The following is a 22,854-nucleotide window of genomic DNA, read 5'->3' as shown; positions in this document are numbered from 1 at the left end:
GCCTCTCACCAACCGATAGACAAGCGACAACAGCACCTGGCGATGGTCACAGTCATCGCCCTGATCGCGCAGAGGACCTAACAGATCACAATACGAAACCGTACTTCCGGGCGGAACATGGCCGGAAGCGCGGCGAGAAGGGCCCGGCCCTAGGGTGCGAATCTCACTATGGTGTCGGCGCCGAGGTGGCGTACAAGGACAGCTGGTCAGGTAGACCACGTGATAGAGCGCAGCGGATCATCCTGCCGTACCCGCTTCCGTCTTACGGGCGACCGGGGCTCGCGCACGCCACGCGAAGCCGTCGCAGAGTCATGACCTGGACGGACGTGCCTATCAGCAGGCGCAGTGCTATGTCATGCCGTGAAGCGGCGGCGGAGAGCTCTGAAGGCCATCCGCGCGGACCGTGTGCGTAGGAGAAGCGCGATGAGCACTAGACAGACTCCTACTACGGTGGCTAGGAGCCATGGTTGATCGGTCCCCAGGACCTGCAGGAGCGCAAGGGCGATGCCAGCGGGGACAGTAACGAGGGTGAATACGACTACGGCGCTGTTGACGTGCCGGTTCTCGTCGTCGCGGGTGAGCCGGTTGAAGTCGCTGATCTCGGTGAGCATCTGCTCGAACCGATCCCGAAGCGCGTGCTGGCGCTGATAGGCGGTTAGCAGGCGGTTAGGTGCACCATGTGGGGTGAGGTGTTGCGCCCACAGCTGGTGGCGGAAGAGGCTGACTTCGCGTTCGAGCCCGGCCATCGTCGCAGACAGCGCGGAGTCGAGTGCGGCGGCCATGCGCTTCTCCAGATGGGTGAGCCCCTGCTTCTGAAGCATGCCGAGCAGGACAGCGTCCAGGTAGATCGAGCGCAGGTAAAGCTCCGCGTAGCAGTAGAACGGGTCGTCCTGCCCGCGGTCGGAACGGACGCCGACTACGCCCATCCCATCTCGCAGGACGATGGCCTGCCAGTCGCTGGAGAGCCGGATGATCTCGTTGTCTGCAGGTTCGAGGTTCTTCGGGTCAGGAGGGTAGTCGGCCAGGTTAGTCCGAGAGGCGAGAGCCCACAGCCACTGGCAGGCAGGTGGCCAGCGCCAGTAGCGAGGTTGCCGGTACAGGCGCGGCAGGCCGTTCCGTGCTGAGGTGACGAAGGCGATGGTGAAGGGGCGGATACCTGGCTCGATCGTGATTTGTCCGCCGACGAGCTCCTGCGGGTCGAAATCGGCGGGTAGGGCGTCTCTGCGCCGTGCCAGTGCGCGCAACAGAGCAATGGGAGTTCCCTGCCTGAGCCGCAGGTGGATCGCCACCAGCCCGCAGGCGTCCGGCTTGTCGGTCACGCGAAGTGCTTCAATGCCGGCGATCTCGCCGTGGGCGGTGAGGCGGCGAGAGGCGTCGTGCCAGCGTCTGGCGTGTGCCGCGTCACCGTACAGCACGCGGGCCGCCTTGGCACTGTAGTACTCACTGCGGGCTTCGGCGGTGGAGCGGACCTGGCCATGCTGGAGGACCAGCGGCCCCGGCTCCCACGCAGGTGCGGCAGGGAAGCGGGCCTCATAGACGACGATCAGAGTCTGGCGTACCAGCCGGGTCACTAGTAGTAGTCCTCGATGTCCGGGAGGTCCAAGCGGATGACGTAGCAGGCATGCTCTGAGTCCTCCGGGGCCTCCAGGAACCGCACCCGTTCGCCGGTCCGAATGGTCCGAAACCCCTCAGTCACGATGTCGGCGTACATGAAGGAGTGGTGTGTGCCCGTGTCGGCGTCACGGACGATGTAGGTGCCCTGGCGCCCGCCCTGCCCGCTGCCGTGCGGCATGCGATCAACGATGTAGCCGAACCGCTGCCCACCGCTCTCGGCGAGCCCTTCCCCGCTCATCACAGCTCCTCGACGCAACGAAAACCGACCGCATTGCTACATCCCCGCCGCCGCGCCAGGCCCTTGGAGGAAGTTTGCAGCGCCCGATAGGGGTTGTCATAGGAGCCGCCGCAGATGACCACCTCGTTCAAATCTTCCAGTACGGTGCCGGTGATCTCCCAGACGTTTCCGGCCATCTCCCGGATGCCGAACGGGGAGACATTGCCAGGATGTGCGTCGACCGGACTGGGCATGGCCTGGCTCAGCCTCCCGAGATCGAGTTCCTCCCGCCACGCCTCGTAGGTGATCAGTGCACGCCCGCTCCAGGAGTCCGCGCTGCTAACAATGCCAAGATCGATCTCGTCCCCCCAGGGGAACAGCCGGCCGTCGGTCCCGCGGGCGGCAGCTTCCCACTCCAGGGAGGTGGGCAGGCGCTTGCCTTCGAAGCGGGCAAAGGCATAGGCGCTCCAGTAGTTGATGCAGACCGCCGGATGATCCTCGTACGCCGGGTCGGTGAAGTACTCCTGAACCTTGAGGCGTTCCTGCCAAGGCTCGTGGGAGAACTCTTCGGGTTTGTCCGGGTGGTCCCACTGCCGTGAACCGTACCGGCGGACCGCCTCCAGGAAGCGGTTGTAGCGGCCGACCGTAACGGGAAAACGATCGAAGCGGACGCTTTGCCTGACGCGCTTGAGCATCAAGTGATGGCTCGGTCCGACCAGGTAGACCCCGGCCGGCAGGACACAGTCCTCCGCCGGGGCTTCCTGGTGGCCCCTGCGATGGAGAAACTCGCGAACCTGCTCAGTCAGACGCGAGGCCACCCCGAGGGACGCTTCTCGATTGGCCGCATCGCGGAGGAACTCTGCAGCCAGCAGCTCCTGGTAAGCACTGTGGGCGAAGGAGACCGCAGAGGGACCCGCGAGCCGGAACAAGGCCCGCAGCCGGAAGGCGTCGTAGGTGAGCCGCCCGCCGTCGAACAACTCGATACCCAGATCATTGACGAGGTCGACGAAGGTGAAGACCGTACGGCCGTGTAGGAAGGCCAGCCCGAAGTACGCTGTGATCGACGGCAGAGCGGACCTCAGCCCCGCCGAGTCACCGACCCGGGTGATGTGCCGCCAGGCCAGCTCGGCCAGGTGCGGGAGACGCCGGTCACGGTCGAGATCCAGATCCTCAGCCAGCCGTACTTCCAGGGGCGAGGCGGCATCGGTGGCGTCATGCAGGCGCAACGCCGAAAAGCGCGGCACGAGCAACGGATTCACACCTTGCGCGTGAAGCTGCTGAACCAGTTTCTCCGACACCAGTGAAGTGCCGTCCAGCAGCCGCCGCACCTGGGGAGAGTCCTCCAGGAAGGAGACCCGGGAGGTGGTGATGACCGCCGACTCCGCCGACAGGACCTGGGCGATCTCGCTGAACAGCTCCAGGAATCCTGCCTGGGTCGTCGACGGCACCGCCTCATCAATGCCGTCCAGCGCGCAGAGCACCGAGCCGGAACGGGCGAAGTAGTGGAACACCTCGAAAACGTACGCACTCTCCACGGCCATGTACGGCGTGAGGACGCGCGTGACGAACTCGCGGAAGGCCTCGTCCGGCCGCTTGAGGCTCATGTCGAAGTAGAAGCGGTACCGCCGTCGGCTCGCCGCGACCGAGCGGGCAACCAACTGCTTGAGCAGCGTCGTCTTGCCGCTGCCCGATCGGCCGACGATGAGCAGGTTCCCGCCCGAAGCCGCCACCTCGTCCAGCAACTGGTCGGCCGCACCTACCCGGGAGATCCGCTGCTCGCCCGTTCGCTCGTCGGTGGTAAGCAGATCACCGGAGAGACTCAGTCGCCCCGCATCCAGCAGTTGCGGGTAGGCGCCGACGATATCTGCCAGATGCCGGTCCAGGTCGACGAACGCATCCATGAACCGGTCATAGGCGAGCATCCGGTAGTCACCACCCAGCGGGCTCGGCACCTGGCTAATGCCGTTCTCCTCCAGGATCAGGAAGCGAGTGAGCTTGGGCAGCCGAGTCTGCAACAGTTCGCCATCGGTGGTCTCCAGGACCTGGACCACATCATCGACGTTCCTGCTCAGCAGCAACTCGACATACTCGCTGCGCAGTCCTCGCTCACGAAAAAACAGCTGATAAACCGTGTTGCGGGAGAGCTCGAACCGCTTGACCGGCTGGAAACCCAGCGTGAGATACAGCCCCGCGAGAAACTCAGCCTTGGCGGCCACCTCGGGGGCAAGCTTGGGCACGTCCCCACTCAGGACGCCGCTGCCGGTGCTGCTGAACCACGCCAGCACGCTCAGCAGCCGACGGACAGCAGTGAGCCCGTCCTCCTCGGCTATCTCATACCCGTCATGGGCGGACCTGTTCCGCAGCCGCTGGATGTCGCGGAGGGAATCCAGGACCGTACTGCTACGGATGTACGGCTGTGCCCCCTTGATCAGCTCGCTCAGCGCCTTTCCGCCGGGGTCACCGGGTACGTTGTGGTGCCGCCAGAGCTGCTTGAGGATCCGTTCGGTGATCTTTCCGACCAGGGCGATGGCGTTCTCGGGATATCCGTCGCCGAGGGACTTGATTGGGCGCTCGAAGTCCAGACCGAGATGCCGGGCGACCCTGGAATGATCATCCAGCTCGTTCTTCAACTGGAACAAGCGAGTGTCGAACTCAACGCTCACGCTGCCGTCACCTCTTCGTCCCGAGAACGAAGGCGAACCGATCCAGGAAATGCACCTCGGAACCGGGATGCTCGCGGAGGATCTCGGAGATCCCGGCCTCGATCTCGGCGTCGCTGAAGCTGGACAGCAGTGACATGTACCGGTCGCGGACCATCCGCGTGTAACGCTCGACGGTGAACGTGAGTGGGAACGCATCGTAGGTCAGCTCGGCCTGAAGACCGCTGCGGTCCATCGCGGCGGCCACGTCTTCCGGGTCGGGTTGCCGTTCTTGGAAGAGCGTCAGCGCTGCCTCGAACAACGGGTAGTCGATGGTCGTCGGAAGCATGACGACGAGGATCCGCCCGCCCGGCCTCAGAAGGCGAGCCAGGCCAGCGAGAACATGCGGCGGATCTGCAACGTGGTGAAGGACCTCCTTGAGAAGGATCGCGTCGTAGCCGTCATGAGGCGGCGTGATCCGGCCTTCGGCGAGGTCCTCGGCTCCCGCGCACAGCGGGATCAAACCCTCGTCGGCGGGGAGTTGCTCCAGCATCGCTGGGGAGGGATCGGCGCAAACCACCGTGCCGGTGTGCTCGCCCAGACCGCGAGAGTAGAGGCCAGTCCCACACCCAAGATCCAACATCAGATCCCTAGAGCTGAGACTCAATCGGCCGAGAATGCCATCAGTCATCCACCGGATGAACTCCGGACTGTAGGCCCAATTCTCGTCGTACCTGTCCGCCAGGCGATCGTAATGAGCCCGCGTGACATCTTGCCGCACGAGACGTTCCCTCCAAGCCGAGGCACCAGGGCAAGACTCAGCATCCGACGGCCGGCAGCGTCAGTCAAGGAACGGCTGATTCCCAAACGAGGTTCAGCCATTGATGTCGGAAATCTTCCCTGTCATTCCAGCTATCTCCTCAGTTCAAGATCGCCGTAAGTGTCATCTACCAGCAGAAGCGGACACTTCACCCTCGCTGGCGCCCTGTCTGCGCATCTATGCAATCGCATGGCCTATTCAGCTGCGCACGAGTCCTTGCCACTTGTCCCACCTCCACCCTTCACACTGCGCGACGACAGACGCTGCGCCACGACAAACGCGCCAGCTAGAGCCCACAGTCGATCAGGATGATCTCAGGGCAAGTGTTCGGAGTCCGGGAGATACAAGTTGAGTCGGGTCAGCTCGCCACACGAGGTCGCCGCGTGCAGGCGGGTCGCATAGGCAAGATGGGGTACGGCTCATCGCGTCAGGTCTTGAGTGGTGGGAGGCGGTGGACGGTCAGCCGGATGGAAAGGGCGGCCATCCCCACATCGAGGTTTGACGTGGCGACCAACGGCGGACACGCTTCGGATGGCCTTGGAAAGACCGGTTTGATGCCGGCGAGTGCGGCGCTACCAACGTCCAACATGAGCTGGAGACACGCATCTCGGACAACATGCGTTGGATGAGGGGTACACCGTAAACGAGATCACAAAACGTGATCCGTGGTCAGTGCACTCAGGTCAGCCATTCGCTGCCCCAAAGCCCCTTCTCGCCGGATGTAGGGCTCTATGCTTGCAATGCCCCACCTCCTCCCGGGCCACTTACATGGCTCCTCTTGGGGACGGTCGGCAGTTCCATATCCGGTGCCGGAAGCGATCTAATCGTGCCAGAGTGATGCGCATGATTCCCGCACGCGTCCCTGACGAACCACCGCTCACCTACGCCGACAGCTTCGACATACCGGTCCTATTCCGTAAGGGACCTGCGAGGAAGCCCACGAGGCAGTTGCGGACGGCCAAGCATGAGCTGTGGGTGGGGTCGGGCGGGTTCCCAGTGGCCGACGGATGGTACGTCTCGACCACCACTTGGCGGGAGATCATCAAGGCCGCTGTTGAGGTCGGTCGCGACGTCGCCCCACACCTGCAGAATCAGCCGCGATATGCGCACGGGGAACTCGTTGCACGGGTTGCCCCTCTGTACGCCTATCTCGGTACGCATTCCGTCAAGCCACAGCACCCCGTGCGAGGCACCATGAACCGGCGTCTGACCCTTAACCCGGTGTACGCGTACGGCACCGAGCGCAGCGCGAAGAACGCAGCCGCCTACCGGCTGGGGATGACGATGACCGAGTGGGCCTGCCGCTCGCTGCTGGGCCTCGGTCAGACCGGGCATCTCGAACTTGGTGGCCCGATCCCCGCCCTGAGCAACACGTTCAAGAACCCGAAGAACAAGCTGCCCGACCTGTGGGGGCAGCACGATGCAGAGGGCCTGTACTGGCTGATCGAGGCCAAGGGAGGCGATGTGGGCCTCAGTATGCTCCGCAAGGGGTGGGAGCAACTGGCCGCCGGCAGCAAGATCTTCAGCTCGTACACCCACCGCATCGTCCTGGTCGGAGCGTCCGTGCGGCCCGGAGACGACCTCTTCCTCACCATCGACCACGACCTGCACCTCGGACGGCCGCCGCTCACGCCAGCCGGATCCGGCCTCAACGGTGAGTCGGCGATCGAAGTAGGTAATCTTGAAGACCGTCTCGACGACAGCGACGATGCGCTCATTGGTGCGGCCCGCGCCCAAATGCTTACCTATCTGGCACTGCGCTCCGCTCCCGTCTCGCAACTGCGCACCGTCCCCCTTCCTGCCGAGCGCGCGTCCCGTCGTCGGCGCTCCGGGTTGACCATGCCCCTGGAAGGTGATGACCTCACCCACGCCATGCGGGCTGACGTCCGCAGAGCAGCGACCTACTACACCGATGGGCACGCCCTGCGCGCCAGGCTTCGTTCCATGGGCCACGACGACTTCCTCACTTGCCGGATTCCCGGAACTGAGGTGCATCTTGGTATGTCCCGGAAGCTGTTCGCCGCCTGCGAGCGCCTCCACGAGGAAGACCTCGCCATCGCCCAGCGGACCCCGGGGCTCCGTGCCGAGGACCAGCCGGCCGATGACCAGGAACTCAGCGACGACGATCAGGAAGAGCAGCGGCTCAGCCAGCGACGGATCTTTCGCGAGCGGCAGGAAGAAGCGCGCCCTCGGCTGCGCCCCCTGCTTCGAGGTGCCTACGAGCGGGGAGCGACAAGCGAGTGGAGTGATCTGCTGCGCCGTCCTCAGGAGCCGGAACTCGATCTGGAAAGCAACGAGGGACTCCTCGAAGCGGCGACGCCGGAGACGTACCTGGCTGTTAGCCGCTATAGCCTGCCTCCGGCGCGCGCCTAGATGTACTCAGCCATCAGATTGGTTGCGCACGGGGTCTTCCAGGGCGCAGTTTCCTGAACTACTGCTCGTGTCCGGGGGCGGCCAGGACGCTTCGGCGGATGGGTCTAGCGGCGCGACAGCAGTCGGTGACGCCAGCGCAGCACCGTCGACGGCGGAGGCCGGCCACGATGCTTTCGGGAGTCCGTGACAGCGCGGCGACCTGATGCCGCAGCACCACGAACTCAATGTCCTTGCTGCGGTCGGCGCGGCCGAGCCGGACCAGCAGTTGCAGGACGCGTCCGAAGCTCACGGGGAGCGAACGCCGCCACGCCACCACAGGATGCCTTACAGCGTGCTGTGTTTGAGCCGCGTCGCTACAGGTCAACCACTTCGGCGATCGAAAATCCGTACCCAACACACCGCAGCAAATGCCGTAGAAGTAGAGATTCGCAGATCCTTTTCGGCGCACCTGAGCGTTGATGACGGATTTGCACAGTTTTGCAATACAACGGCAACGCCAGTCTGGGCTATGATTGGCCCGACCCGCTAGGAAGAGGCGCTGCGAAGCCTCTTGATGGGTGTGTGCCCAAACCGATGTATATGGTTACAACGACACAAATTCTTTCGGCAAAGTACGCATAAGACCAGGTAGCCCAAGGGCGCACGGCTACCAGACCCCGCTGTCACGAGCGGGACCCACCCAGATTGACCAGACTGGGTTGGGGTCGGTTGCGGCTGCGCCTCCTCCGATCTCGATCCAGGCTCGATCGAGATCGAGGAAAGATGAGCACAGCCGGTCAGGTTACCCTCGCGTTATGCATCGCGGCGATCATTGGACTCATGGCGGCGCTTGTGAAGACAATCGACAGCCGGGCACAATTCCTGGCTGCTGCCGCCTGGGCTGGACCCACCTTCGGGGCCGTGTCGGTGCTCGCTATGGCAATCGTTGCCCTCGGCCGGTAAGGCTCGGGCGAGTACCAAGGCAGCACCAGCTCGCGAGGCGCGGTTGCGCAAGCACGCCACGCAATTCGCATCGCTGGCGTTGGGGCAGCCCTGCTCCGGCCACGCCGACCGCCTCGACGCGTGGATCACCACCGCCCGCGCCGCCGATCTGCCTCATCTGCACACCCTCATCTGCGGCCTCGACCAGGACCGCGATGCTGTCAATGCGGCCGTCACCCTGCCTCTTCACAATGGCGGGACCGAAGGCGTGAACACCAAGACCAAACGCGTCATGCGGCAGATACATGGCCGGGCCGGCTGTACGCTGCTCCGCCATCGCATCCTCCTGGCCTACCACTCCGTCACCACCGAGAGAGCCAGAGCCGAACCTGAGACAGAGCTTTGTTCCTACACTCCCGGCGGTCGCCGTGGCTTACTGTCGGCCACGCCTACTACTGTCTTCATCTACGGTACGGTCGTCCTGATTGCGGGGGACCGGCATTGTGTTGGAGCACGGGCTAGGACGGAGTGGCGCGGACATGTCATTGGAGGTTGTCTACGGGCAGAGCCGCAACCGGACAGCCGCGCAGGGGCTTGCCAACAAGCTTCGCTCGGTGGTGCAAGACGGCACCGTTTATCTAGCCTATCCCGTTCTCGCGACTGCCGACGAACGTGTTGACGTTGACGCGCTCCTAGTCAGCCAAGAGTACGGCCTTGTGGCCTTCCTCCTAGCCGACGAGGTACCGACCGCGGAGACCTGGCCTGAGGTCATAGCGCAGCAAGACCGGCTCTACGCAGCGCTTGAGACACACCTCGGGCGCCATGAAGGATTGCGTGCCGGTCGGCGTCTGGCGGTAATCCCGAGCACCGCCACGATCTTTCCTCGTCCTGTTCGCGGTCTACCGCCAAGTGTCGACGGTTTCTATGGACAGATGGATGATCTGCCCACGTTTCTGGCGACTCTGACGCCCCTCGAGCCGGCTCGGGAGCGTGCGCTGCAGGCCGCCTTGCAGCGCGTTACGACGATCAAGCCGCCCAAACGGCGGGCAAAGGTCGAGAAGGCATCCTCGCGTGGCGCCACCATGAAGGAGCTAGAGCGCAACATCGCGAACCTCGATCATTGGCAGAAGATGGCAGCCATCGAGAGTCCAGAAGGCCCTCAGCGCATCCGTGGCCTCGCCGGATCGGGTAAGACCGTTGTGCTGGCACTCAAGGCGGCGTATTGGCATGCCCAGCACCCCGACTGGCGTATCGGTGTGACCTTTCACAGTCGTGCGCTCTACCAGCAGTTCGCAGACCTTATAACCCGCTTCACCTTCGAACACAGCAATGACCAGCCTGATCCTGAGTACTTGCAGGTCATGCATTCGTGGGGTGGATTCGGCCGTCCCGGCATCTACAGCGTTATCGCGGGAGCCCTCGGTGAGACGCCAAGGGACTGGGCATACGCTCAGGGGCGCTTCGGCAGGGATGACGCGTTCCAGGGAATCTGTCGTGAGCTTCTTGAGATTGCTCGTTCACGACCCGTGACACCCATCTTTGATGCAGTTTTAATCGATGAGGCTCAAGACCTCCCCCCTGAATTCTTTCAGCTTGTCTATCTATTCGTAAAGAACCCCAAGCGTATCGTCTGGGGCTACGATGAGCTCCAGAAGCTTTCAGAGTCCGCGATGCCTGACACTGACGAACTGTTTGGTAGAGGTCCAGACGGTGACAGTCTCGTGAGCCTGGAGTCACCTCCGGACGGTCCGCAGAGAGATATCGTTTTGCCAATCTGCTACCGAAACACGCCCTGGTCCTTGGCGACTGCGCATGCGCTAGGTCTCGGTGTGTATCGTAACGGTGGGTTGTTGCAGCACCCGGACGCTCCCACTCTGTGGCAGGACATCGGATACGAAGTGGTCCACGGACAGTTGCTGCCAGGTGAGTCTGTCACCTTGAAACGCCGTGCAGACAGTGTTCCTTTCTACTTCAACACACTTCTCAACCCTAGTGACGCGCTAAGCATCCACTCTTTCAACACCGAGTTGGAGCAGGACGCTTGGGTGGCAGATCAGGTTGCAATCAACCTCACCGTCGACGAACTGGAGCCGGACGACATCGTCATCGTCTTGCCGGACACGTATCGTGCAAGGTCCAGAGCTCCTAGGTTGATGCGTGAGCTCAGTAGGCGAGGTATCTCTTCTCATCTCGTAGGTGTAAATACCAGCACGGATGAGTTTTATCGGTCAGACTCGGTGACCATCGCGCACATTTTCCGCGCCAAAGGTAATGAAGCCCCGATGGTCTACGTTGTAGATTCCCAATATGCCGATAGCACCGTTAATCTTGTCACACGGCGCAATACCCTATTCACCGCTATTACTCGCAGTCGTGCCTGGGTGCGGGTGGCTGGATGGGGGGAGGGAATGAACGTTATTGCTCGCGAGGTGCGGGCGGTCATCGATGCTGACTTCACTCTACGATTCCGTATCCCTACTCAGGATGAGTTGCGCACTCTGCGCCATCTTCATCGTGAGCGTTCTCCGCAAGGGGAAGCCTCGGTACGTAAAGCGACTGCTGGACTAGCAGAATTCCTCAAGTCGATCGAGAATGGAGAGGTGGATCTCCGCGATCTGCCACCGGAGTTGCGAACTCGACTTGTGGCGTGGATTCAAACGGACGAACCTGGTGATATCGACTAGATCTCTACGTGACGAGGTGCAAAATGTCCTCGACTACCTTGACAGCGCTGACTTAGCACTCTACGTCAACCCCGTTGCCCTGACGCCTGACCGTGTTTCATGGCACGCCTACAATCCGGCTGCTGAGTTCATGACTTCGCGGCAGCATGCAACAATCAAGCAGTATCGCCATTGGCTGAGAAACGGTATGTACTCAGCGCTGCTGTATGATGCAAGTATTCTGCAAATCACCTACACCGTGTCTGACGGCAAGGTGATTGGCCACCGCCTTGCGTATGTGCCGTGCCCGTTCGATATCGATCAAGATTTACTTCGGTCGGGTGAGCCCGTAGATGACATCATTGGACTATACGACCGAGCGGCAGACGTAGCCCTGCGCTCTCCTGTTCGTTTTGATTACGATCCCGCCACGGCTCGGGCTGGCCACCCGGCGGCGCATCTCACTATAAACTCGCCCGACTGCCGTATCGCCTGCGTGGCACCTCTACATGTTCAGAGATTTGTAGACTTTGTCTTTCGTCATTTCTATCAGTCGCTCTGGAAGGCTCATCAGCCGTTCTTTGCCGCGGCCGCTTGGCGTCACTTGGGAGATTCTATTATCGACGAGGAGGATCGTCACCTTCCCCACGTCACGTGGAATACCCGAGCTGTAGCCAGCCATTTCGCGTCATTCTGAAAGCAGTAAATGATCGGACATTGGAAGTTTGTGTCTTCTGGCGAGTGCACAAGCCGGCCGTCGATTAGCCGGGTTCACTCGTCGATGAAGTCGCGATGGAGGGTGAAAACAGGGTAGTGCCTGGCGCCGTCCTTCTCCGATGAGGAGGGCGGCCTGCAGCACACGTTCAAGGGGGCCGAACGACCTTCCACTGAACCAATTTCAACCTCACGCGGCCTGCGCGACGCGGTGGTTCTGAAGGACGGCGATGGCCTTGCACAAGTGGCCCGCACTGGAAGGGCTGCAGCGTAGCTTGCGGAGGATCTTCCAGCTCTTCAGCTGGGCGTTCGCGCGTTCGCCGGGTCCGCGGAGCTTGGCGTGGGCGCGGTTGGCCTGCTTCTGGGACTCGGGCTTGTCCTTGCCCTTGTACGGGGTGACAACTGGGCCTTCGGCGCCTTGGTACGCCTTGTCGGCGAGGGCGATGATCCCGGCCTTCTCCAGTTCTCGCAGGATGCCCCAGATCCGGGCGGCGCTCAGGTCATGTGTCTTACCTGGCAGCGCTCCCGAGGTCCACAGGATCGTCCCGTCCGGTGATGCGATGACCTGCACGTTCATGCCGTGCACCCGGTGCTTGCCGGAGAAATACGGCCGGTCGGCCTTGATCCGGTCGGTACGGATCAACGTGCCGTCCAGCACCAGATAGTGCAGCCCGTCCCGCTTGGCTTTCCGCAGCGCCCTGTCGAGCTTGGGCGATCGTGCCGACAACAGCGCCACGGTCTCCTCCACATACCTCCACGCGGTCGCCGTGGAGACGCCGAAGCCGGCCCCGAGTTCGGCGAAGGTCTCGCCCTTGCGCAGGTAGACCAGGACCAGCAGGGCCTGCTGCCCGGGGTTCAGCCTCCGCCAGAGCGACCCGATCCCCTTCCGGTGACGCCGGATCATCCCGGCGACGTAGTTCAGGGTCCGATGCGACAAATCGACGGCGGCACGGTAGAACAGCACCGGAAGCTCCTGGTTGCGACGGTGTGGGTTGTGGTGATCAACCCGTCTACCAGGAGCTTTCTCACGTCACCGGCCGAACGGCGGCTTCGGGATCACGCTGTGATCAGGGGATGGGCCATGGAGGTTGGAAAAGATTCACTGTTCAGCCAGAGTACGGACGATCGGGTACTAGGACTCGTTCAGACCCTCGTTGATTGGCTTGGCCAGGTCTTCGACCGCTGTCTGCGCGCGCTGGACCAACCCGGGCTTCTCGTTGGCTTTGCTCAGGGCTTGGCATTGATGGTGTGGGGCGTGAGGTGTTCCAGGACGGTGTGGTGGGCTTCCCAACCGTCGGGGAATTTGACGGGGACGTTGAGGTGGACGGGGTCGGTGGTGGGATGGGCATCGAGGAGGCCGGTGATCCCGGCACGAGTGACAATGATGCAGGCCTGCCGGTGGCGGGACATTAGGACACAGAGCCGTCCGGCCTCCAGGTGGAAGGCAGTGGCGTCGCGGCGGCCCGATAGCGGGTGAACGACGATGACGATCTCGAACTCACGGCCCTGGAGCCGGTTGGCGGTGTCCACCGTGACGCCGCGGCAACCGGGCACGTTCGTGGCGGCGACGGCGCGTCGGATTTGGTCGGCTTGATCGCGGTGGACGACGCCAATGGCCAAGTCGGCGGAAGTGAGGATGCGTCCGTCTGGGTGGTTTTCACAGTAGCCGATGGTGCCGCGGGTGAGGAGGCGCGCGACGAGGGCCGCAGTAGCGTCGGCGGTTTCGGCATCGGTGCGTTGGGTGTGGCGAGCAGGGAGTTGGTGGATGGCCCAGCCGGTGCGGCGGGCCATGTCGAGGGTATCGTCCAGGGAAGATCGGAAGCCGGTCGTCCTGAACTCCAGCGTACGGGACTGTCGCGTGGTGCCCGCGGCGAAGCCGTTGTAGGGGTAGAACGCTGCTGACACCAGCGGGGCGGCGGTCGCGGGGAGCCTCCAGCTGACTGGGAGACGACATTCGATCACGGTGTCACGGTTGTGGTTGAGGAGCGTGTCGACGGCGTTCTGGCGGGGGTCGTAGGACAGGCCGGTCCACCGGTCCGTGTCGACGATAGTGAAGGGGTCGAGTTGCCCGGGGTCTCCGACGAAGAGTGCCTGGTCAAACTGCGACGCGACCAGGAGGAGGGCGTCGGACCGCATCTGATAGGCCTCGTCCACGATCGCCCAAGGCCGGTGGTGACCGGTGACGCGCGCCCACTTCGCGGCGGTTCCGATCACGATCGCGCAGTCCGCCAAGTCGCCGATTTCGTTGCTGAGCCGCACGTTCGGCAGGACTGCGACCGGTGAGGAGGTGGCGAGGTAGTCGGTGCTGCTGATACGGCCGATGGTCAGCGAGGGCTGCGTGGCGGCGAGCCCGCGGATGAGGTCATCGATCTGGTTGTTGGTCTGCGCGATGATGCTCACAGGCTCCCCCACCTGGGCGAGGGCGCCGGCGGCTTGCCGGACCAGGGTGGATTTGCCAGCTCCGGGGGGTGAGTCCACCACGACTCCCCGCCGCGACCGGTCTCCGGTCAGCGTGTCCAGCTCGTGAAGGATGAGGTTGACGGCGGTGGCGGCCGCCGCTGCCGGATCGCCGCCTTGCGGGGAAACTGGATGAGGGAAGGTCGTCATGGGTTTCCGCCGTCGGTGAGGTCGTCTGCCTGTGGGCCGGGCTGGTCGGGTTCTGGGGGGCCGCCGTGAGTCCACGGCGTCTGGTCACGGGAAGGGAAGTCTGGCGGCTGCCACTGCTCGGGCGTGGCGGTGTAGGCTCTGACCTCTCCCAGTTCGGGGACAGCGCCCTGTTGGGGCTTGTTCACCGATCCCATGCCGACGACTAGTTCAAGGACGACCAGGTGCTGGTCGGGGCCACCTGGGATGACCTCTCGGATCTCGACCAGCCGTTTAGGATCCGTAGGACAAGCCATCCTGCCTTGGGCGAGAGGTGGCGGGTCTTCGGTCCGGACCGTGAAACGAGGCCTGAGCAGCTGCCGGCCTTTGGCCGAAAGCTGGGTGCGGCGGGGGTCGCGTTCGACGATGACGCCCGCGAAGGCAGCTCCGGAAGAGCGGCGTTCGGCCAGCACGAATGGGTCGTCCAGCGCCTGCTCGTCCTCGAATCTCAGCTGAGCGCGTTCCATACGCGCGAGTCGCGCGGCTGCGTCGACTGGCTTGTCGAAGACTGGCTGGGGGAACCCGCCAGCGGCGATGTGCTGAACTTGGCCGGTAAAGGCGTCGCGATCAGCGTCCCACCGTCCGGTGCACCGGTCAGCTTCGGGAATGCCGGCTAGCAGAGCGAGGCCACTGCGCATTTGTTCCCATGTAGGGCGCAGCTGATCGGCGATGTCCTTCTCAAGTGCGACGGTGACTCGGGCTATGGCTTTGGCGTCGTCGTTGCCCACGGCATCCAGGTACGCGCTGATCTTCGGGCCGAGCACGACCTGGTCGAACGTCGGGTCGGTCGCCGGACCAGCCGACGGAAAGTCGACCGGGTTCGCCGCCATCTTGGCGGCCTGTGCTCCGGTCATACCGGCGGGCGGGTCGATCCAGCTAAGGAGGAGCGCCAGGCTCGCATCCTCCAGGCTGCTCTGCCCAGTGGCCCAATGCGCTGCCAGCAGATCGGTCATGGGCAGCAGCATCGACGATCCCGGGTAGCCGGCGCGGTCGGTGAAGAATGTCAGCCAACGGCCAAGCAACCCGACCTGCGGGTCTCCCTGTGGAAACTCCAGCGTTGGAGCCTGCTGGAAGCGCGTCGATCGTGCTACACGGCGCAGGAAGTCGATGGTCGAGGTGTTGGGCACCACAATTTGCGGAGCGCGCGCACAGCGTTGCCGGTTGGGCTTGTTACCCCGGTTGGGCACTTCTTGTAGCGTCCGGGCGTGCTGATCGATGTAGGGAAGGACCACATCGGCGAGACGCAGGAAGAACTCCTGACGCAGGTCGCGGTTGAGGGGCGATGGCACGATCAGCGTCACTGGCTCGGCGTGCGGTGTGCCGATGACGCATCCGACAGGCGCGGCCGCCTCACCCGACATGTTGTAGATCGCCAAGAGCAAGGGCTCGGTGATCAGCGTGTGGTGACGGACTCGCCGTAGTGGCTGAGCGGTCCCCTTGGCGGCTGCGTGCAGGCGAGCCAGGGCGGCCAGCGCGCTCACGCCACTCCGCCCAGCTCGTCCAGCAGCCGCTGAGCATGCCGGAGCGTCCAAGCGACGTCCCGCTGATCGAGCGACGGCAGCCTGTTGCCCGCGGCCAGAGCGCGCGCGGTGCTGGCCGAGTCGACACCGTTGAAGACGTCCGACACTCCGGTTCCGTACAGGTCCAGGGAGTCGGCACGGACGGCTTCATCGCGGCACAGGGCCGCCATCTCGCAGTACTGAGTGCACGCGGGCCGGTATCGGGCCTCGACTCGGAGCAGGTGATCGACCAGGTCGGCCGCGTTCCGAGTGGCGACCCCGAGGCCGTCGTAGCGAAGGTCGAACGTGGTGTCCTCGGGCAGGAACTCTAGAAGGTCGCCGACGTTGTCGGCGCGGCGCAGTTGCCGGACGAGCATGGCGATTTGCTTGCGGGCGTCGGTCAACGTCGCGACCGGGGTATTGGAGAAACCCTTCGGTGTCACAAGGATCACCGAGGACGCCACCATGGCGGGATCCAGGCCGTGCGCCGCCAGCATCTCCCGGAGCGCAATCACGTACACCGATGCCTGGCGGATCGCGGAAGCGACCTGGTCAGGGTCGGCTTGCCGGTCGATGACCGGGAACGACTTGATCTCCACGACGTAGAACAGGTCATTGATCTTGAAGGCGATGACGTCGGGCTCCAGGTATACCGGGACACCACCGACCGTTAGTCGCAGCATCGGGTGGTCGAACAACGTGCCCGGCCAGTCGCCGCCGCGTGCCGCTTCGAGCAGGATCTTGCAGGTGTGCTGGTAGCGCACCTCCCGCTGGGTGTTCCCGCCGACGTCCTCTACCGGCTTATAGGCAACCTCAGGGAGCGGAAGGTCGAGCAAATCACGCAGCAGGGTCAGCAGCCGCGCGCCGCCCTGGTCGGTCATGCCGGATTCGAAGCTCTTCCCCCGGGCGAGAGCGAACGGGGACTGGCCGAACGGCCAGGCGAAACCTGCCTGGGTGGCGATGGCGTCCTTATTTGCACCGCACGCGTCCAGCAGGGTGCGGCGGGCGCAGCCGGGATTGGCGGCCATGCCGACCAGGGTGCGGGCGTTGTGGTTCACCGGCTTGCCGGGACCGCGAAGCGCGTTGAGACGGGAGGTTGTTGAGTGCACAGTTGTTGACCTTGAAGGTGTGCGCAGGCGGACGGGAAGTTAGCGGCGCGTGGTGAGCTGGTTCAGCGTTCCATGGTCGCTGGTCGGCCCACGATCGAGAGGCGAGTTCCGAAAAGACGTCCTGCCTCAGACAGCTGGCGGCGAGCTCGTTCGGCTGCTATCGCCCGCTCCTGGGCGTCGACATCGGCGTGCAAGACGAGTTCAGTCGCGGCCGCGGCGGCGACCTGGTCCGGATCGATCACGCCGCCGCCGCGGCCCAGTGAGGGCGGTGGCAGGGCGCCTGGGATGTTCGCGGCGAAGTTACGCAGCAGCTGCTCGGCCTGAAACATCGCCTCGGGACTCCAAGCGTGGCCGAGCTGTCGACGCGTGACGACGGCCTCAGCGACCTTGCGGGCCGCGGTGAGGAAATCGACGCGCGGGCTGTGGCCGCCGATAATGCGTTGTTCCATCGGCCAGGTACTGATCGTCAACAGCGCACGAGCGGGGGCCAACAGGTCGGCGGTGAGCGCCGGGCACAGGTAATAGGGGCGGGCGTTGGGCGCCGTCCGGTAGGACCGCTCCTCATCCCGCCGCAAGCTTGCCAGCCGTGACGGCTGCAACTCGTCGGCGAAGAAAGCCGCCTGCACGGCGCTGATCAGCTTCGGAGCAGCCGGAACCCCGAGCAGCGTCAGCACCTGATGCACCTGCTCACGAACCGGCAACAGCCCGGCGGGCGCCGTCTTCTCCGCTCCCGACGGCCGCACAGCGATCGCCAGTGGGACACCACCAACCTCACCATCTTCCGCTGCAGCGGCTTCCTCCCAGGCAGACTCGACGATCTTCAGTTCCGAGCGAATCTCAGCGATCTTCGCGGCATCACGCTGAAGCATCGCCGTGCGCAGCGCTCGACGCAGCTGCGTGAGCCGGCGTTCTAGCTCGTCCAGGGTCTCCTCGATACCATGCATGCCTTCACGCTACCAGAATTCCAAACACTTCCAATGTTTCCCAAGGTTGGGTGTAGCTTTGTTCTCGGCAAGCTGCGCACGGCCGACATCGGAGGGTGTTCATGAAGCTATTGCACATGTCCGACTCGCACATCGGCGGCACGGTGACCGCGGGTACAGGCCGGGGTCGCGGCCACAACCGATACCAAGATTTTGTAGCCGTCCTCGCCGAGGTCGTCGGCATCGCCCAGGAGGTGCAGCCCGACCTGATCCTCCACACCGGCGATCTGTTCGACCGCCAGGTCCCCTCACCTGAAGACTTCGCACTAGGTGTGAGATCCATGGTCGAGCTCTCCGCGATCGCCCCCACCGTGGTGATCCGCGGTAACCACGACTCGCCACTGCTATTCCAGATCCTTGACGACATGGCGGCGTTCAACACCAGGGATGGTGTCCCCGCTCTGCGGTTCGTCGCCCAGGCCCGTCCCTCAGCCGACGGCGGCATCCTCGACTACCCGGCGCGTGGCGGCCAGCGGATCCGACTGGCCGCTCTGCCGTTCGTCCACCGCAACCGCGCCGTCGAAGGCTTCGACCGGCCAGAGTCCGCGCCCCTTGCCTTCGCCGACTACCTGCGCGGTATCCAGGCCGATCTGGCCGCAGGTCTCCGCGACGGCTACGACCCGGCCGCGGACGTCTTGATCTTCGCAGCCCACATGTACGTCGAAAGCGCACTCCCCGACTACAGCGAACGACGCCTGGACATCACCTCGGACTACGCCAGCGCCACCGCGGCACTGCCCGCCGTCGCCTATGCCGCCCTCGGCCACATCCATAAACCTCAGGCGATCAACAGGCCCGGCCTGACAGCCCGCTACGCCGGCAGTCTCCTGCAGATGGACTTTGGAGAAATCACCGACGGCCAGCCCGAGCAGAAGGGCGTCGTCATCATCGACGCCAACCCCGACCGGCCCTCGAAGATAAACGTCCGGCCACTCCGCGAGGGCCGCAAACTCATGACCTTTAGCGGCGACCTCGACACCCTCGCCCGCCAGGCTCCGTTGATCGGTGACGCGTTCGTCAAGGCCTACATCGACGTCCCCGAATCTAGCCCGGGCCTGGCCGCGACTGTCGCCGAGCTCATCCCGGACGCGACGCTCGTCGAAGTCGAGCCGCGCCTGCCCGGTTGGGACGAGGAGCGCGAGCTGCCCGAACTCGATCATGCTGCCGCGCCGGAACCAGACCTCCCCGATCTGTTCGCCGAGTATCTGGCGAACACAAAGACCATCCCCGAGCAAGCCGTACTGCTCGGCGAGACCTTTACTGAGCTCCTTACTCATAGCCGCCCCGACGCAGACCTCGTCACCGACCCGGTCGAGACGCTCCTGCGCACCGCCATCGCGTCCCCCGATCCCGCTCCCACCGCACTGTAAGGGAACTTGCCATGCGCCCCGTCTCCCTCTCCTTCTCCGGCCTGCGAAGCTACCCCGGTGCGATGCCCGCCCTTGACTTCACCGGTAAGTTTCGCGTCGGCATCGTCGGTGACACCGGCGCAGGGAAAAGCACTCTCCTCGAAGCGATCACGTTGGCCCTCTATGGGACGGCCTCCTGGGACCAGAAGGAGATCAAGGGCCTCATCGCCGACGGCGTCGACGTGATGACCGTGGCCCTGACGTTCCGGTGCCACGATCAGACCTGGCGGGTCAGGCGCCGGTATCACCGCGGCCAGACCGCAAGCACTCATCTGTTGGAGAACCTCGACACCGGTGAGAAGATCGACGATCGCAGGCCTGTCGACAAGAGGATCGTGGAACTGCTCCGACTGACCTTCAAGGAATTCCAGGCCACGGTCCTGCTACCGCAGGGCAGGTTCGACCAGCTTCTGCACGCTACCGGCACCCAACGCACCGAACTCCTCGAAGGCATCTTCGGTACAAGAGAACTCGACACTGTCCGCGCTCGTGCCGATCATCACCGCCAGACGATTACGGATCTTCTGAGGCAGGCCGAGGTCCGCCGCGCCGGACTCCTTCCCGACCCCGCCGCGGCCAGCCATGAACAGAACGAGCTCGCGCAGGCCGCCACGTCCCGCGCCGCCCAGGTTCACACCTTCTATGAACAGATGGCCGAGGTCCAGCAGCGGGCACAGACCGTCCATGCGGCGGACGTCCGGTTCGACCAAGCTCTCGACTCCCTCATCACAGCTCAAGCGAGCGTCGATCTCAGCGGACTGGCGTCCATCTCACAAGCCGAAACGGACTTGGCCGAGGCCGAGGCCCAGTGCAGACGCGACGAAGCTGCCGCCGAGTCCCGCGCCAAGAACGCCGAGGGCCGCCTCGCCACCGCCGCGCGACGAGGTGTCACCGCCGAATCCCTGTCCGTCGCCGATGCCTATCTCGCTGATCTCCCCCTCCACCTTCAGACGCTAAAAGACGATCGAGAACGCAACACCGCCGAACGGGAGCGCCTCGACATCGAGTCTTCCGATCTCGAAACCGCCAGAATCCAGCACGATACGCGAGCCGAACACATCGCCCGGCTTGTCGCGCGGGCGGCCTCGGCCAAAGAACTTGCTGAAACGACGGCCACTGTCACGGATCGGGTCAAGGGGGACGTCCGAGAAGCGATCTCCACGGCCCACCGAGTATCCGCCGCCAACGCCACGCTCGCGAAGGCCCAAGAAGAAGCAGACCAGCTCCGCGACAGCCTTCCCGGCCTAGAACACCAGGCTGCTGAACGGCAGCGCGCATTCGAACAAGCAGCCGAAGCGCTTGGCGCGCTTCAACGAGCCGATGCCGCACACACTGCCGCTGACGGCCTGTCGGTGGGAGACCTCTGCACGGTCTGTGCTCAGCCCCTCTCCGAGGACTACCAGCGCCCCCGATCCACCGCGCCCGAAGACATCGCCACCGCCCAGGACGCCGCACGACTTACATACGAGGAGTTCGGCACCGCCAACACGGCCTTGGCCACCGCCCGGGCTAACCTCGCCGGCGCTGACCAGGAAGCCGCCACCACTCAGCACAAGGCCGCCACCGAGAAGCAGTTGCTGGTCGACGCGCTCGCCGCCGTCCTGGCAGACTACACGGCCCAGCACATCGTCGACGGCGAGTCTTCGCCCGTCGATCTCGATGCGTTGCATGGCGCACTGACCCAGGCGACCGCTCAGATCTGCCTGCAGGCGCCCCCCTTGCGTCGGTCCGCCGCTGACCGCCACCGCGATGCAGCGCTCACTGACGAACTCTGTCGCCCGTTCAGCGCGCTTGCCGAGCAGCGAGCCGCCCAAGCCGACCAGGCGCGCGACGAGCAGTACCGGGCCGAAATCGACGCCAAGGCAACCGCCGCGCGCCTGCAGGACCGAGCCGACTCCCTGGCACGCGACGAACGTGCCCTCACAGAAAAAGTCCGCGCCTGCGACATGACCGAAAAGCAACTCGCCCGGCTCCTCTCTGATCTGCCTCCCGACGTCCGCATCCAGCTACCGAGCGACGTCACGCAGATCACCGACGGCCACATCTACGTCGCCGCCGAGGTGGTCAAAGAGCTGTCTATCGAGCACCAGCAGGACGTCGCCGCGCTCGCCGAGGCGAACACTGCGCTCACCGGCGCCGTGCGGCAGCGGACCGAGCTCACACGACGACGCGACGCCCAGGTCATCGGCCCTCTGCGGCATATACTCGAAACACTGGTCGGCTGTGCCGCAACGCTCCGAACGTGCGAGGCGCTCCTCGACGGCCCCGGCCTGCCGGAACCCGCCTCACCGGACCAACTGTCCAGCACCACGGTGTCCGCATATGCCGTAACCGTTACCGCGTCCGGCGACCGCATCGCTGCCGCCCTTCAACAGCGACGCGCTCAGGCCAAGGATGACCTCGCCCGATATGGGGCCGCACTCGACGGTCTCCTCGCCCAGGCCCGCGATGCGGTTGGCAGCCACGAACACCAGTTCCCGGAGACCGTTTGCCCTCTCGATCCCGCCGGCCTCGCTGACGTCGCGGCTTGCGAGGGGATGCTCCGCCAGCAGGCCCTCCACCACGAGAGTATGGCGCAGGCCGCCACAGCCCAGATCGACACCGCCCGCCAGCTCGACAACGCCATCGCCGCCGGAACTCGAAGGCAGGCCGCCCTCAACGGTGTGTACGGCCTGCTCAGCGACGGCAAGTTCGTTCGCTACCTCATCGATCGCCGAACCCATGCCCTCCTGCGCGTCGGTAACCACCTGTTCCACCAGCTCACCTGCGGTGAACTCGGGTTCACCGACGACTTCCGCATAGTGAACCGCCTCACCGGAGCCACCCGGGCGACCAGGACCCTGTCCGGTGGGGAGAGCTTCCTCGCCTCCCTCGCCCTCGCGCTGGCCCTCGTCGAACTCCACAGCCGCAACGGCGCCCGCCTCGACTCCCTTTTCCTCGACGAAGGATTCGGCGCCCTAGACACCACCACCCTCGACACCGCCCTCAGCGTCCTGCGTGACCAGAGCGGCGGCGACAAACTCGTCACCGTCATAAGCCACCTCCACGCCGTCGCCGAAGCCGTCGACGACGTCCTGCTCGTCGAACGCTCCCACGCCGGCTCGAAAACCACCTGGCTCACCCCGGAACAACGCGACGCCTTCATCTTCGGACAGGCCTCCTCGGGCCTGCTGGCCATGGCCGGACACGAGGCCCACGAAGAACACCACTGACAAAAACAGCTTCAATAAGCTTGTCTCGGGCACAGGCG

At 64.3% G+C, this 22,854-nt stretch carries 14 protein-coding genes and 1 pseudogene; 6 read left to right on the top strand and 9 right to left on the bottom strand.

What is annotated here, in order from left to right:
- Window positions 1-353 precede the first annotated feature (353 nt).
- From AB0C33_RS15440 to AB0C33_RS15425, 4 genes are read right to left on the bottom strand one after another with little or no spacing between them, the layout of a single operon-like run.
- Window positions 354-1,571, bottom strand: coding sequence for a hypothetical protein (locus AB0C33_RS15440; RefSeq protein WP_358287742.1), 1,218 nt, complete (start codon window positions 1,569-1,571; stop codon window positions 354-356).
- A complete protein-coding gene (locus AB0C33_RS15435) occupies window positions 1,571-1,852 on the bottom strand; it encodes a hypothetical protein (RefSeq protein ID WP_358287740.1) in 282 nt (93 codons plus the stop codon). The genes AB0C33_RS15440 and AB0C33_RS15435 overlap by 1 nt, the downstream gene beginning before the upstream one ends.
- On the bottom strand, window positions 1,852-4,494 hold the full coding sequence (locus tag AB0C33_RS15430; protein WP_358287737.1) for an SUMF1/EgtB/PvdO family nonheme iron enzyme: 2,643 nt from the start codon (window positions 4,492-4,494) through the stop codon (window positions 1,852-1,854). Before AB0C33_RS15430 ends, AB0C33_RS15435 begins: the two co-directional genes overlap by 1 nt.
- A gap of 7 nt (window positions 4,495-4,501) precedes the next feature.
- Window positions 4,502-5,251 carry a class I SAM-dependent methyltransferase gene (locus AB0C33_RS15425; protein WP_358287734.1) on the bottom strand — a complete coding sequence of 250 codons (750 nt, stop codon included), beginning with the start codon at window positions 5,249-5,251 and terminating at the stop codon, window positions 4,502-4,504.
- 1,035 nt (window positions 5,252-6,286) lie between these two features.
- Here AB0C33_RS15425 and AB0C33_RS15420 point away from each other — a divergent pair.
- The 4 genes and pseudogenes from AB0C33_RS15420 (at window position 6,287) to AB0C33_RS15405 (ending at window position 11,944) form a co-directional block, all read left to right on the top strand.
- The gene (locus tag AB0C33_RS15420; protein WP_358287732.1) at window positions 6,287-7,663 is read left to right on the top strand and encodes a hypothetical protein; all 1,377 of its coding nucleotides are present in this window, start codon (window positions 6,287-6,289) and stop codon (window positions 7,661-7,663) included.
- Window positions 7,664-8,741: 1,078 nt separating this feature from the next.
- Window positions 8,742-8,936 (top strand): annotated as a pseudogene (locus AB0C33_RS15415) (ISL3 family transposase); the annotation flags it as partial.
- 187 nt (window positions 8,937-9,123) lie between these two features.
- Window positions 9,124-11,268, top strand: coding sequence for an ATP-binding domain-containing protein (locus AB0C33_RS15410; RefSeq protein WP_358287729.1), 2,145 nt, complete (start codon window positions 9,124-9,126; stop codon window positions 11,266-11,268).
- Between the two features lie 16 nt (window positions 11,269-11,284).
- On the top strand, window positions 11,285-11,944 hold the full coding sequence (locus AB0C33_RS15405; RefSeq protein ID WP_358287726.1) for a DUF2290 domain-containing protein: 660 nt from the start codon (window positions 11,285-11,287) through the stop codon (window positions 11,942-11,944).
- 207 nt (window positions 11,945-12,151) lie between these two features.
- Here AB0C33_RS15405 and AB0C33_RS15400 read toward each other — a convergent pair whose 3' ends face one another.
- From AB0C33_RS15400 to AB0C33_RS15380, 5 genes are all read right to left on the bottom strand, one after another.
- Window positions 12,152-12,925, bottom strand: coding sequence for a transposase family protein (locus tag AB0C33_RS15400; protein ID WP_358287723.1), 774 nt, complete (start codon window positions 12,923-12,925; stop codon window positions 12,152-12,154).
- Window positions 12,926-13,188: 263 nt separating this feature from the next.
- Window positions 13,189-14,568: an AAA domain-containing protein gene (locus AB0C33_RS15395; protein WP_358287720.1), complete on the bottom strand. Its 1,380-nt coding sequence runs from the start codon at window positions 14,566-14,568 to the stop codon at window positions 13,189-13,191.
- Window positions 14,565-16,085 carry a hypothetical protein gene (locus AB0C33_RS15390; RefSeq protein WP_358287718.1) on the bottom strand — a complete coding sequence of 507 codons (1,521 nt, stop codon included), beginning with the start codon at window positions 16,083-16,085 and terminating at the stop codon, window positions 14,565-14,567. The genes AB0C33_RS15395 and AB0C33_RS15390 overlap by 4 nt, the downstream gene beginning before the upstream one ends.
- Window positions 16,082-17,131, bottom strand: a complete 1,050-nt coding sequence (locus tag AB0C33_RS15385; protein ID WP_358287715.1) for a hypothetical protein — start codon at window positions 17,129-17,131, stop codon at window positions 16,082-16,084. Before AB0C33_RS15385 ends, AB0C33_RS15390 begins: the two co-directional genes overlap by 4 nt.
- A 143-nt stretch (window positions 17,132-17,274) precedes the next feature.
- On the bottom strand, window positions 17,275-18,156 hold the full coding sequence (locus AB0C33_RS15380) for a hypothetical protein (protein ID WP_358287713.1): 882 nt from the start codon (window positions 18,154-18,156) through the stop codon (window positions 17,275-17,277).
- A gap of 101 nt (window positions 18,157-18,257) precedes the next feature.
- Here AB0C33_RS15380 and sbcD point away from each other — a divergent pair, with 101 nt between their 5' ends.
- A complete protein-coding gene (sbcD, locus tag AB0C33_RS15375) occupies window positions 18,258-19,565 on the top strand; it encodes an exonuclease subunit SbcD (protein ID WP_358287710.1) in 1,308 nt (435 codons plus the stop codon).
- A gap of 11 nt (window positions 19,566-19,576) precedes the next feature.
- Window positions 19,577-22,816: an SMC family ATPase gene (locus AB0C33_RS15370; RefSeq protein WP_358287707.1), complete on the top strand. Its 3,240-nt coding sequence runs from the start codon at window positions 19,577-19,579 to the stop codon at window positions 22,814-22,816.
- The last annotated feature ends 38 nt before the right edge of the window (window positions 22,817-22,854 follow it).

It is taken from the genome of Nonomuraea sp. NPDC048881 (genome assembly GCF_040649795.1).
Lineage (GTDB): Bacteria > Actinomycetota > Actinomycetes > Streptosporangiales > Streptosporangiaceae > Nonomuraea.
Note: the sequence above shows the minus strand (reverse complement) of the source record. Positions and strands in the feature narration are given on the sequence as shown.

Coding starts and splice junctions, on each gene's coding strand:
- AB0C33_RS15370 (WP_358287707.1), top strand. CDS start 19,577: ATGCGCCCCGTCTCCCTCTCCTTCTCCGGCCTGCGAAGCTACCCCGGT.
- AB0C33_RS15385 (WP_358287715.1), bottom strand. CDS start 17,131: ATGGCCGCCAATCCCGGCTGCGCCCGCCGCACCCTGCTGGACGCGTGC.
- AB0C33_RS15380 (WP_358287713.1), bottom strand. CDS start 18,156: ATGCATGGTATCGAGGAGACCCTGGACGAGCTAGAACGCCGGCTCACG.
- AB0C33_RS15410 (WP_358287729.1), top strand. CDS start 9,124: ATGTCATTGGAGGTTGTCTACGGGCAGAGCCGCAACCGGACAGCCGCG.
- AB0C33_RS15435 (WP_358287740.1), bottom strand. CDS start 1,852: ATGAGCGGGGAAGGGCTCGCCGAGAGCGGTGGGCAGCGGTTCGGCTAC.
- AB0C33_RS15395 (WP_358287720.1), bottom strand. CDS start 14,568: ATGACGACCTTCCCTCATCCAGTTTCCCCGCAAGGCGGCGATCCGGCA.
- sbcD (WP_358287710.1), top strand. CDS start 18,258: ATGAAGCTATTGCACATGTCCGACTCGCACATCGGCGGCACGGTGACC.